The following is a 12,077-nucleotide window of genomic DNA, read 5'->3' on the forward strand; positions in this document are numbered from 1 at the left end:
CTCTCGCGGCGGGATCTGTCATCCCGACTGTCACTAGCCAGAAGCGAGATCCCGCATGACCTACGCCCGTCGCGTCCTCGGCGCGCTCGTTGCCGTGACCCTCGTCGGCACCCTGGCCGCCCTCGCGCCGTCAGCCGATGCCGGCGCCCCTGCGACCGCGGCGTACACGAAGAAGACCCTGCACCTGAAGGTGCACGTCGGACCTCGGCCGTCGCAGGTGTGCGACGTCGTGTTCGACCTCTACCGCCCCCACGGTGTGGACAAGAAGCACCGCGCCCCGGCCGTGCTGACCACCAACGGGTTCGGCGGCTCGAAGGACGACCAGGCGTCGACCGCCCAGCACCTCGTCGAGCAGGGCTACGTGGTGCTCTCCTACTCCGGTCTCGGCTTCGGCGGGTCCAGCTGTCGGATCGAGCTCGACTCCTTCGCGTGGGACGGCCGGGCAGCCAAGCAGCTGGTCACCTTCCTCGGCGGCGGCTCCGCGGCCACGGATGGCACCACGGTCGACTACGTCCGGCGCAACGCCCACGCCCAGAACGGCAAGACCTACGACCACGACCCGGTGGTCGGCATGATCGGCGGCTCGTACGGCGGGGGCGCGCAGCTCGCCGGCGCAGCGGTCGACCCGCGGATCGACGCGATCATCCCCATCATCACGTGGAACAACCTGGCCTACAGCCTGGCGCCCAACAACGCCACGCTGTCCGGCACCTCGCTGCAGTACACGACTCCCGGCATCACCAAGGCGAACGAGCACCCGTCGAGCACGTTCGGCTCCCTGGCCGGTTGGCTGAACCTGCTGTGGTTCGCCGGCACGACCTCGACCCGCACCGAGCCGTTGCCGCCGAGCACCTGCCCCAACTACGACCAGCTCATGTGCTCGTTGCACGACCAGCTCGTCACCGACGGCTATCCCGACGCCGCGACCCTGGCCCAGTTCCGCACCAACTCGATCTCGTCGCGGATGCCGCATCTCCGGGCCCCCGTGCTCCTCGAGCAGGGCGAGAACGACTCCCTCTTCAACCTCCAGGAAGCGGTCGCGACCTACTCCGCGCTGCGCGCGCAGCAGACCCCGGTCCGGATGGTGTGGCAGTCGTGGGGCCACTCGGGCTCCGGCGACTCGGCGGCCGAGGGCCCTGCCCTCACCGAGATCAACGACAACTGGTTCCGCTACTACCTCAAGGGCGAGGGGCCGGCGCCGGCGCTCAACTTCAGCTTCTACCGTCCGTGGATGGCCGCGACCGACCAGCCGTTCGCGAGCACCGACTCCTACCCGCTCACCGGCGAGCAGACCTTCGACCTGTCCGGCACCCGGTCGTTCACCACCCCGGCCGCCGGGGCCCCCACCTCGGTGACGCAGCTCGTCAGCATCCGGGCCGGCACGCAGGGCATGAACAGCGTCGACGTCTCCGACCCCGACGGCACCTACGCGTCGTACGAGACCCCACCGCTGAGCGACGACCTGGACGTCGTGGGCGTCCCGTCGGTCACGGTCCACGTCGCGGCTCCGTCCAAGGAGCTGACGGCCGGACCGGACGGAACGCTGGGCCTCTTCTTCCGCATCGAGGACATCGCCCCGGACGGCACCGTCACCCTGCCCGACCGTCTGGTCTCGGCGGCCCGCTTCCCGACCTCGGACGCGGGGCAGGACGTCACGGTCAAGCTGCCCGGCATCGCCTACCGGTTCCCGGCCGGGCACACCATCCGGCTCGTGATCGCGGGCAGCGACAGTGCCTACTCGCTGCCCAACCCCGACGTCTCCGTCACCATCGGCGCCCCCGGCGACCACCCGGGCGTGCTGAGCCTGCCGGTCGCCTCGACGGGCAGCTTCACCGACCTGAAGGTCACCGAGTAGCGACCGACCACCGCGACCGCAACGCAGAAGGCCCCGCACAGCACGCTGTGCGGGGCCTTCTGTCCCGTGTGGCAGATGAAGGATTCGAACCTTCGAAGGCTACGCCGACGGATTTACAGTCCGCTCCCATTGGCCGCTCGGGCAATCTGCCGGGATGTGTCGCCCCGTGCCGTTTGGCCCGGAGACAACAAGGCGAAAGAATAGCGCAGCCCTCGCGGCACACGAAAACCACCGCACCCCTTCCGGGGTGCCGCAGACGGAGGAGTGAAGATGGCCGACTCGTCGTTCGACATCGTCAGCAAGATCGACCGGCAGGAGGTCGACAACGCCCTCGGTCAGACCGCTCGCGAGATCGCCACGCGGTTCGACTTCAAGGGCACCGGAGCCACGATCACCTGGCAGGGCGACGACGCGATCGAGATCTCCGCGTCCGCCGACGACCGCGCGACGGCCGTCCTCGACGTCTTCAAGGACAAGCTGATCAAGCGCCAGCAGAGCCTCAAGATCCTCGACGCCTCGGAGCCGCGTCAGTCGGGCCAGGTGTCGAAGATCGGGATCGCGCTCAAGGAGGGCATCACCTCCGAGGACGCCAAGAAGATCTCCAAGCTCATCCGTGACGAGGGCCCCAAGGGCGTCAAGGCACAGATCCAGGGCGACGAGCTGCGCATCTCCTCGAAGAAGCGCGACGACCTCCAGGCCGTGCAGGCCCTCGTGAAGCAGCAGGACTACGAGTTCGCGGTGCAGTTCACCAACTACCGGTGACCCGCGTCGCCGCCCTGTTCCTCGTGGTCGCACTCGCGGCCGCGGGGTGCTCGAGCGGCCGCAGCAGCACGGACCCCACCTCGGACCCGACCCCGACGACGGGCATCCCCACTCCGCCTCCAGCGCCGTTCCGGGCTGCGTCGACCGAGGTCCCGGGCGGCTACACGTTCACGCGGTGCTCCGACCTGCGGCGTACGCCGAGGAACACCGGCCTGGCCGTGCGAGTGAGCGTCCCTCCCGGCTACTTCTCGACCTCGCGCGGCGGGTCGGGCTGCGGGTTCAGCGGCCCCGGGTTCGGGCGTGACCTGAGCGTCTCGGTCGGGCCGATGTCGTCCCTGCTCAAGGTCAAGGAGCGGCAGGTCGACCCGTTCGAGGACGAGGGCGGCGACGACTCCGTCAGCGACATCTCGTACACCGACGACGTGCCGGTCTTCGGGCGTCACCGCGGCGAGCGGTTGACCTACTACTGCTACTGCGACGGCCAGGACCTCGACGTGTGGGACGTCCAGGCCCGCGGCGTACGCCTCAGCTGGACGACGCCGCACCAGAAGGGTCCGGACGCCGCCACCCGGCGCGCCGTGCAGCGGAGCATCGGGCTGGTGCGCAGCGACGAGAGCACCTGCACCTCGCGGGGCCGGACCGTGACCTTCCGGCCGCCGGTCCCGCAGACCGAGTCGATCGACTTCTACGCCGACCGGTGCCACCTCTACCTGCGCCCGGGCCGGGCCTCGTTGCACAGGTACGCCGAGATCGAACGCCGACCGGCCGGCGCGCTCGCCCAGCGGGCGGAGCGGCTGCGTCACTCCGAGCACGTCAGCCGGGTGCAGTACGAGCCCGGTCGGCTGACGTGGGTGCTGACCCGCGAGAAGGCAGGCGAGTACGGCGCACCGGCCGGCACCTGGCGGGCGGTCACCGTGGCCACCCACGGAATGTGGGTCACCTGGACGGCGCACCCGCGCCAGTGGCGGACCGAGGCCGACGACGCGCGTCGGTTCTTCGCGTCGGTCCGGCCCCTGATCCGGGGATCGGCCGCGAACGTTCGCTAGAACGTGTTCCATTACCCCATGACGTACGCCGGACGACGGACCGTGCTCGGTCTCGCAGCTGCCGCCACCGTGGGCGGTCGAGCCCTCGTCGCACCCGCCGCAGCGGCGACCAGCGACGACAACCCACTCTTCACAGTGCCGCAGCGCCGGCTCGACGCCCGGGCCCTGCGCCTGTGGCAGAGCGCCGACCTCGCCGACGCGATGGCCACCGCACGTGCGTCCTACGTGGCCGGACACGGTCCCGTCGTCTCGGACGAGGCGCTCGCCCGCCTCGACAACGCGATCGCCGAGCTCGCCGTCGGGATGCTGCTCACCGCCCTCAATGACGACCCGTTCCGCCCAGCGACCTACTGGCTCGGCGCCGCCGAGCACTCGTGGGGTGGCCTCGACCTGCCCGGGAGCCGCTGGGCCTACGACAACCCCGACACGTTCTATCGCACGATCCCGATCGACCCGGACTCGACGTACGAGGTCGTCGGTCAGCTGCGCGGCCAGGGCACCGCCGACCTGGCGTTCTCGTTGGTCAACGACCTGATCACCCAGACGACGGTCGGCTACGTCGACGGTCAGACGCTGCGATCCAGGCGTCGCCCGTCGTACCGCCTCACCATCGGCCCCCGCACCGCCAAGGGCCGCTCCCACCACCTGCAGACGACGTCCGATGCCAAGCAGCTCTTCGTCCGCAGCATCACGGCGAACTGGGCCGGTCAGCGCCCGGACCACCTGTGGGTACGCCGCACCGCCGGACCGGTTGCGCCGCCGGCGCGCAGCGACGAGGAGATCGTGGAGCAGACGCGGGCCCTGCTGGTGCGGGGCGGAGCGGTCTTCGGCGGCGCCCTGCTCGGCTACAAGACGATGAGCAACCCCGCCAACACGATGAGCACCCCGGGCATCACCCCGGGCGCTCTGGTCAGTCAGGCGAACTCGTTCGGCCACGTCGAGCTGAGCGACGACCAGGCCTTGGTCGTCCGCCTCGATCCCGCCGGGGCCGACTACGTGACGCTACCCGTCACCGACCCCTGGATGGTGGGCGTCGACCCCGGGCGTCACCAGTCCAGCCTCAACGGCCGACAGGCCAGCCCGGACCGCGACGGCACCTACACGTTCGTCGTGTCACCGACTGATCCCGGCGTCGCCAACTGGGTGTCGACGGCCGGCGCTCACGAAGCCACGATCATGGCGCGGTGGCAGCGCCTCGGCTCCGGGAAGCCGGCCATCAGCACGGAGCTGGTCCAACGTGCCGACCTTCCGGCCGCGCTGCCCGGTGGCACCCGGCTCGTGACGCCGGGCGAGCGTGTCGCCACGCTCGCCCGGCGTCTGCGGTTGTACGGACGCCGCTTCGAGACGTCCTGACCCCTCCGCGCGTGGTCGATCAGATCGCTGCGGCCCTCGACGACGGCATGGTCAGGGCGCCGGACGCCGCCGTGATCCACACGCGGGAGTCGGTCTCGAGGCCGAGCTGGCGAGCGTGCGTCCGGGTGAGGACCACGGTCACCTCCTCGCCGTCGTCGGTCAGCACCGTGGCGCGGACCTCGAAGCCGACCCGGAGCAGCCGGTGGACGGTGCCCTCGGCCGCGCCCGCGAGCTGGGGCGTGAGCGAGATGTGCACGTCGTGCGGGCGCACCATCGCGCCGTTCAACGTGGTGATCTCCCCGAGGAAGCCCATGACGAAGTCGTTGGCCGGCTCGTCGTAGAGCTGGTCGGGCGTGCCGACCTGCTCGACGCGACCCTCGTTGATCACCACGATCTCGTCGGCGACCTCGAGGGCCTCCTCCTGGTCGTGGGTCACGAAGACGGTCGTCACGTGCACCTCGTCGTGCAGCCGACGCAGCCAGTCACGCAGCTCCTTGCGGACCTTCGCGTCCAGGGCACCGAACGGCTCGTCGAGCAGCAGCACCGTCGGCTCGACGGCGAGCGCACGCGCGAGCGCCATCCGCTGACGCTGACCACCCGAGAGCTGCGAGGGCAGCCGGTGGGCGAACTGCGACAGGTGGACCAGCTTGAGCAGCTCGTCGACCTTCTCGGCGATCTCCGCCTTCGGACGCTTGCGGATCTCCAGGCCGAAGGCGACGTTCTTCGCGACCGTCATGTGCTTGAAGACGGCGTAGTGCTGGAAGACGAAGCCGACGTTGCGCTTCTGCGGGGGCAGCGCCGTGGCGTTGGTCCCCTCGATGGTGATCGTGCCGGAGTCGGCGCTGTCCAGCCCGGCGATGATCCGCAGGAGCGTGGACTTGCCGCCACCCGACGGCCCGAGGAGGGCGGTCAGCTGGCCGGTGGGCAGCGACACGTTGACGTCGTCGAGCGCGACGAAGTCTCCGAACTTCTTGTTGACACCCTTGATCTCGATACTCACGACTTGTGCTCCTTGGGACGCAGCAGGGCGACGACGATGAGGCACAGCACGGCCGCGAAGACCAGCATGAATGCCACGGAGTACGCCGTGTCCTGCTCGAAGTTCTGGTACTTCTGCTGGACGAGGACGGTGGCCACCTGGGTCTCGCCGCCGACGTTGCCGGCGACGACCTTGACGGCTCCGAACTCACCCAGGGCACGGGCGAGGCTCAGCACTACGCCGTAGACGACCGCCCACTTGATGCCGGGCAGGGTGATCCGCCAGAAGGTCTGGCGGCCGTTGGCGCCCAGGCTGCGCGCAGCCTGTTCCTGGTCGTCGCCGAGCTCCTCGAGCACCGGCACGATCTCGCGGATGACCAGCGGCAGGATCACGAAGCAGGTCGCCATGATCATGCCGGGCTTGGCGAAGATGACCTGCAGCCCGTTGTCCTCGAGCCAAGGCCCGAACCACCCGAAGCGGCCGTTGTAGACCAGCACCAGCGCGAGACCGACGACGACCGGCGAAACAGACAGCGGGAGGTCGATCAGCACCGAGAGCGCCCGTCGGCCGATGAAGGTGTGGCGCACCAGCAGGAGCGACATGCCGACACCGAAGACGGTGTTGATGATGACGGAGATGACCGCGATCTCGGCGGTCAGCTTGAGCGCGTGGATGACGTCGGGGTCGGAGAGAGCCTCGTGGATCCCGGTGAAGCCGTCCGCGAACGTGTGCTTGACGACGTACGCCGTCGGCCAGATCACCAGCATGAGGAGGTAGCCGACCACGACGATCCGCAGCACCCACTTCACGACCTGGGACTGGTTGCCCACGGCACTGCTCTGCGAGCTAGCCACGACGCGCCACCCTTCGCTGGATGATGTCGAGCGTCACGATCGCGATGAGCGCCACCAGGAGCATGATCGTGGCGACCGCGGCGGCCGACTGGGTGTTGCCGCCCTCGAGGAACGAGAACAGCCGCACCGAGACGACCTCGGTCTTGCGGGGCAGGTTGCCGCTGATCAGGACGAGCGCGCCGTACTCGCTGATGCCGCGAGCGAACGACAGCGCCGCGCCGGCGAAGATCGCCGGAACCAGCGACGGGAGCACCACGCGGCGGAACGTCGTGAAGCGGTTGGCGCCGAGGGACGCTGCCGCGTCCTCGACGTCGGTGTCCAGCTCCTCGAGCACCGGCTGCACCGTGCGCACGACGAACGGCAGCGTGACGAACGCGATCGCGAGCAGCACGGACCACCGGGTGCCGTTGATCTCGACGCCGATCGGGCTCTCGGGACCGTAGAGCGACAGCAGGGTCAGGCCGGCGACGATCGTGGGCATCGCGAACGGGATGTCGATGACCAGGTCGAGGACCGCCTTGCCGGGGAACCGGTCACGGACCAGCACCCAGGCGATCACGGTGCCCATCACCATGTTGATCGCGGTGATGATCAGCGAGGACACCACGGTGAGCTGCAGCGCAGCCCGGGTGTTCTCGTTCGTGAGGACGGACTCGAACGTGGACCAGCCGCCACCGGTGGCCTTGACCACGATGGCGGACAGGGGGATCAGGACCAGCAGGCTGAACCAGATCATGGCGACGCCGAGCCCGAGGCCCGACGCAGCAGTCAGAGTAGAACCAGACGTTGCCGGCCGACGCTTGCGCGTCGACCGGCCCGCCACCGTTGCGGTAGCTGTCGCCATTACTGGCCTGCGTCGGCCTGGAGCTGAGTGAGGATGCCCATCGGTGCGCCGTCCTCGCCGTCACCGAAGTACTTGTCGTTGGCCTCGCCCCAACCACCGAAGTCGTCGTCGATGGTCTGCAGGGTGGCCGGCTCCGGGAACGGGTCGCTCTCGTCGTTGGCGCCCTTGACCTCGACGTCGCCGACGTCCATGAGCGGGCGGTAGCCGGTCTCGGCGTACAGCTTCTGGCCGGCCTCGGACTTCTGGAAGTCCATGAACGCCTGGGCGTCCTTCGACGCGTCGGTCGTCAGGGCGCAGGGGTTCTGGATGAGGAGGCTCGTGTCGGGGATGACGTAGTCGAAGTCCGTGCCGCTCTGACGGGCCAGGATCGCCTCGTTCTCGTAGGAGAGCAGGACGTCGCCGGTGCCGCCGGTGAAGGCGGTGGTGGCGTCGCGGCCGCTGTCGGGCAGCGCGACGACGTTGGCGAAGAACTTCTTCATGTAGGCGGCGGCGTCGTCAGGGGAGCCGCCGCCGGCGAGGACCGAGCCGTACGCCGCGAGGAGGTTCCACTTCGCCGAGCCGGAGGACGCGGGGTTGGGGGTGACGATGCCGACGCCCGGCTTGGCCAGGTCGGCCCAGGTCTGGATGTTGTCGGGGTTGCCGCTCTTCACGACGATCACCACGATCGACTGCGTGCAGATGCCCTCGGTGTCGTTGTCCTTCCAGTCCTTTGAGACCAGGCCTTCGTCCACCAGCCGGGTGACGTCGGGCTCGAGGGACAGGTGGACCTCGTCTGCGTCCTGGCCGGCGGCAACCGCGCGACTCTGGTCGCCGGACGCGCCGTACGAACCCTTGATGTCGACGCCCTTGCCGGCGTCGGTGTCGTTGAAGGCGTCGATGACGCCCTCGTTGGCCTGCTGAAGAACGGAGTAACCGACAACGTTGACTGCCTTGCTGTCGGACGAATCGCTGGAGCACCCCGTCAAGGCCAGCACCCCGGCGACCGCGAGGGCCCCCGCAACCTTGATCGTCTTGTTCATCGCCATCTCTTTCGTCAGTCCCCGCACCCGGGGCCGTTTCTAGTGAATGACGAGCAGAGTAGTGGACTTACTCAGAGATACTGGCATTGAGGTCATTGAAAACGAGAAATATATGATGTGCGATGGATCACGATCCATCAGGGGAGATGCGTACGGCGCGGCGCGGGGCCCGACTATCGTGGACAGCCGTGCCGGTCGCTCGGGCGACGAACTGGAACGTGTTCCAGTTTTGGTGATACTCCCGGTACGATCGGCGCGTGCCGGCTCCCGGGTCGGTGCGTGCACCGCAGAGCAGCAGAGCAACGAGGGAAGTGGGCCCCAGGTGTCCAAGCAGGTCAAGCAGCTCGATCGGGTGATCATCCGGTTCGCGGGCGACTCCGGTGACGGCATGCAGCTGACCGGGGACCGGTTCACGCAGGAGTCGGCCGTGTTCGGCAACGACCTGGTGACGCTGCCCAACTTCCCCGCCGAGATCCGGGCCCCTCAGGGCACGCTGCCGGGCGTCTCGTCGTTCCAGGTCCACTTCGCCGACCACGACATCCTCACCGCGGGCGACGCCCCGGACGTGCTGGTCGCGATGAACCCTGCTGCGCTCAAGGCCAACCTGGGCGACTTGCCCAAGGGCGCGACGATCATCGTCGACACCCACGACTTCACCGGTCGCAACCTCACCAAGGCCGGCTACGAGACCAACCCGCTCGACACCCTGGGTGAGGTCAACGACCCGCTCGGCGAGTTCTCGGTGCAGCCGGTCGACCTGACCGGGATGACCGTCGAGGCGGTCAAGGAGTTCGGCCTGTCCCGCAAGGACGCCGCCCGCGCGAAGAACATGTTCGCGCTGGGCCTGCTGTCCTGGATGTACGGCCGCCCCATCGAGTCGACCATCGCGTTCCTCGAGAAGCGCTTCGCCAAGGTCGCCGACATCCGCGACGCCAACATCACGGCGTTCAAGGCCGGCTGGAACTTCGGCGAGACGACCGAGACCTTCGTGGTCCAGTACGAGATCAAGCCGGCCCCGATGTCCGCGGGCACCTACCGCAACATCACCGGCAACCTGGCTCTCTCCTACGGCCTGGTCGCCGCCGGCGTGCAGTCCGGGCTCCCGGTGTTCCTGGGGTCCTACCCGATCACGCCGGCGTCCGACATCCTCCACGAGCTCAGCAAGCACAAGGCGTTCGGCATCACGACCCTGCAGGCCGAGGACGAGATCGCGGGCGTCGGTGCCGCGATCGGCGCGTCGTTCGCCGGCTCGCTCGGGGTCACCACGACCTCCGGCCCGGGCATCGCGCTCAAGTCCGAGGCGATCGGCCTGGCCGTGATGACCGAGCTGCCGCTGATCGTCGTCGACGTCCAGCGCGGCGGTCCCTCGACCGGTCTGCCGACCAAGACCGAGCAGGCCGACCTGCTCCAGGCCATGTTCGGGCGCAACGGCGAGGCGCCGGTCCCGATCGTCGCCCCGCAGTCGCCCGGCGACTGCTTCGACGCCGCGATCGAGGCCGCCCGGATCGCGGTCACCTACCGCACCCCCGTGATGCTGCTCTCCGACGGCTACCTCGCCAACGGCTCCGAGCCGTGGCGGATCCCCGAGCTCGCCGACCTCCCGGTCATCGACCCGAACTTCGCCACCGAGCGCAACAAGACGGTCGTGGCCAAGGACGGCACCGAGTCCGAGGAGTACTGGCCCTACCTGCGCGACGAGGAGACCCTCGCGCGCCCGTGGGCCGTGCCCGGCACGCCCGGCCTCGAGCACCGCATCGGCGGGCTCGAGAAGGGCGAGGGCCACGGCAACATCTCCTACGACCCGGCCAACCACGACTTCATGGTCCGCACCCGCCAGGCCAAGGTGGACCGCATCGCCGAGTCCCTGCCGCCGCTCGTGGTCGACGACCCGTCAGGCGAGGCGAAGGTGCTCGTGATCGGCTGGGGCTCGACGTACGGCCCGATCGGCGCCGGCTGCCGCCGGGTCCGCAAGGCCGGCTACCACGTCGCCCAGGTGCACCTGCGCCACCTCAACCCCTTCCCGAAGGATCTCGGCGACATCCTCAAGCGCTACGACAAGGTGCTCTGCCCCGAGATGAACCTCGGCCAGCTCAGCCTGCTGCTGCGCGGCAAGTACCTCGTCGACGCGATCGGCTACAACCAGGTCAACGGGATGCCCATCAAGGCAGCGGCCCTGGCCGAGGCCATCGGCGGCCTCGTCGCCGAGGCCGAGGGCATCACCGTCGACCTCACCCCGCAGGAGGTAACCAAGTGACTGCGACCGAGAACCTCCCCTTCCCCGGCCTGCGCTCCGGTGTCGAGCTGGTCCCGACCAACGACGAGCCGCAGACCGGCAAGGAGTACACCTCCGACCAGGAGGTCCGCTGGTGCCCCGGCTGCGGCGACTACGCCGTGCTGAAGGCCGTCCAGGGCTTCCTGCCCGAGCTGGGCCTGCGCCGCGAGAACATCGTCTTCGTCTCCGGCATCGGCTGCTCGTCGCGGTTCCCCTACTACCTCGACACCTACGGCATGCACTCGATCCACGGCCGCGCGCCGTCGATCGCGACCGGCATCGCCACCGCCCGCGAGGACCTCTCGGTCTGGGTGGTCACCGGCGACGGCGACGCGCTCTCGATCGGTGGCAACCACCTGATCCACGCGCTGCGCCGCAACGTGAACATGACGATCCTGCTCTTCAACAACCGGATCTACGGACTGACCAAGGGGCAGTACTCCCCCACGTCCGAGGCCGGCAAGATCACCAAGTCGACCCCGATGGGCTCGCTGGACCACCCGTTCAACCCGGTCTCGCTCGCGCTCGGCGCCGAGGGATCCTTCGTGGCCCGCACCATCGACTCCGACCGCAAGCACCTCACCTCGGTGCTGTCCGCGGCCGCCGCCCACCGCGGCACGTCGTTCGTCGAGATCTACCAGAACTGCCCGATCTTCAACGACGGCGCGTTCGACGCGATCAAGAACGCCGACACCAAGGCCGACGCGATCATCCCGCTCGTCCACGGCGAGCCGATCCTGTTCGGCAACGGCTCCAAGGGCCTGGTCCGCGACACCGAGACCGGCGGCGTCAAGGTCGCGCTGGTGGCCGACGTCGGTGCGGACGCGATCATGGTCCACGACGCCTACAACGCCGACCCGACCACGGCGTTCGCGATCTCGCGGCTGACCGACTCCGGCTACCTCAACCAGTCGCCGATCGGCATCTTCCGCCAGGTCGAGCGCCCGACGTACGACGACGGTGCGCGCGGCCAGATCGCCTCGGCGCAGCAGGCCGCCCCCGGCGACCCGAGCGATCGGCTGGCCAAGCTCATCGGCGGTGGCGACACCTGGACAGTGGTGTGACCTGAGGACTGGAAGTGTCCCCGCCCGAG

General features: G+C 69.1%; 10 protein-coding genes and 1 tRNA gene. 6 read left to right on the forward strand and 5 right to left on the reverse strand.

The window, feature by feature from the left end; all coding sequences use genetic code 11:
• Positions 1 to 55 precede the first annotated feature (55 nt).
• Positions 56 to 1,855 carry an alpha/beta fold hydrolase gene (locus ABLE68_RS05300; protein ID WP_348870238.1) on the forward strand — a complete coding sequence of 600 codons (1,800 nt, stop codon included), beginning with the start codon at positions 56 to 58 and terminating at the stop codon, positions 1,853 to 1,855.
• Between the two features lie 69 nt (positions 1,856 to 1,924).
• On the opposite strand, the gene ABLE68_RS05305 is transcribed toward ABLE68_RS05300, so the two are convergent.
• Positions 1,925 to 2,006, reverse strand: a tRNA-Tyr gene (locus ABLE68_RS05305).
• A gap of 119 nt (positions 2,007 to 2,125) precedes the next feature.
• On the opposite strand from ABLE68_RS05305, the gene ABLE68_RS05310 reads away from it, so the two are divergent.
• The 3 genes from ABLE68_RS05310 to ABLE68_RS05320 are packed head-to-tail and all read left to right on the forward strand — an operon-like array spanning position 2,126 to position 5,016.
• Positions 2,126 to 2,617: a YajQ family cyclic di-GMP-binding protein gene (locus tag ABLE68_RS05310; RefSeq protein ID WP_348870239.1), complete on the forward strand. Its 492-nt coding sequence runs from the start codon at positions 2,126 to 2,128 to the stop codon at positions 2,615 to 2,617.
• A complete protein-coding gene (locus ABLE68_RS05315) occupies positions 2,614 to 3,663 on the forward strand; it encodes a hypothetical protein (RefSeq protein WP_348870241.1) in 1,050 nt (349 codons plus the stop codon). Before ABLE68_RS05310 ends, ABLE68_RS05315 begins: the two co-directional genes overlap by 4 nt.
• Before the next feature lie 18 nt (positions 3,664 to 3,681).
• Positions 3,682 to 5,016: a hypothetical protein gene (locus ABLE68_RS05320; protein WP_348870242.1), complete on the forward strand. Its 1,335-nt coding sequence runs from the start codon at positions 3,682 to 3,684 to the stop codon at positions 5,014 to 5,016.
• Between the two features lie 19 nt (positions 5,017 to 5,035).
• Here the strand turns inward: ABLE68_RS05320 and ABLE68_RS05325 are convergent, their stop codons facing one another.
• Genes ABLE68_RS05325 through ABLE68_RS05340 form a run of 4 tightly spaced genes read right to left on the reverse strand, consistent with a single transcriptional unit; the run spans position 5,036 to position 8,712 of the window.
• Positions 5,036 to 6,016: a sulfate/molybdate ABC transporter ATP-binding protein gene (locus tag ABLE68_RS05325; protein ID WP_348870243.1), complete on the reverse strand. Its 981-nt coding sequence runs from the start codon at positions 6,014 to 6,016 to the stop codon at positions 5,036 to 5,038.
• A complete protein-coding gene (locus tag ABLE68_RS05330; RefSeq protein ID WP_348870245.1) occupies positions 6,013 to 6,849 on the reverse strand; it encodes a sulfate ABC transporter permease in 837 nt (278 codons plus the stop codon). Before ABLE68_RS05330 ends, ABLE68_RS05325 begins: the two co-directional genes overlap by 4 nt.
• Positions 6,842 to 7,693 (reverse strand): sulfate ABC transporter permease subunit CysT, encoded by an 852-nt coding sequence (gene cysT / locus ABLE68_RS05335; protein ID WP_348870246.1) that lies wholly within the window; start codon positions 7,691 to 7,693, stop codon positions 6,842 to 6,844. The genes ABLE68_RS05330 and cysT overlap by 8 nt, the downstream gene beginning before the upstream one ends.
• Positions 7,693 to 8,712, reverse strand: coding sequence for a sulfate ABC transporter substrate-binding protein (locus ABLE68_RS05340; protein ID WP_348870247.1), 1,020 nt, complete (start codon positions 8,710 to 8,712; stop codon positions 7,693 to 7,695). The genes cysT and ABLE68_RS05340 overlap by 1 nt, the downstream gene beginning before the upstream one ends.
• Before the next feature lie 322 nt (positions 8,713 to 9,034).
• Between ABLE68_RS05340 and ABLE68_RS05345 the strand changes: the two genes are divergently transcribed.
• Positions 9,035 to 10,966, forward strand: coding sequence for a 2-oxoacid:acceptor oxidoreductase subunit alpha (locus tag ABLE68_RS05345; protein ID WP_348870248.1), 1,932 nt, complete (start codon positions 9,035 to 9,037; stop codon positions 10,964 to 10,966).
• Positions 10,963 to 12,048 (forward strand): 2-oxoacid:ferredoxin oxidoreductase subunit beta, encoded by a 1,086-nt coding sequence (locus tag ABLE68_RS05350; RefSeq protein ID WP_425475611.1) that lies wholly within the window; start codon positions 10,963 to 10,965, stop codon positions 12,046 to 12,048. Before ABLE68_RS05345 ends, ABLE68_RS05350 begins: the two co-directional genes overlap by 4 nt.
• Positions 12,049 to 12,077: the final 29 nt, after the last annotated feature.

The sequence above is a fragment of the Nocardioides pollutisoli genome (genome assembly GCF_040045055.1).
Lineage (GTDB): Bacteria > Actinomycetota > Actinomycetes > Propionibacteriales > Nocardioidaceae > Nocardioides > Nocardioides tweenelious.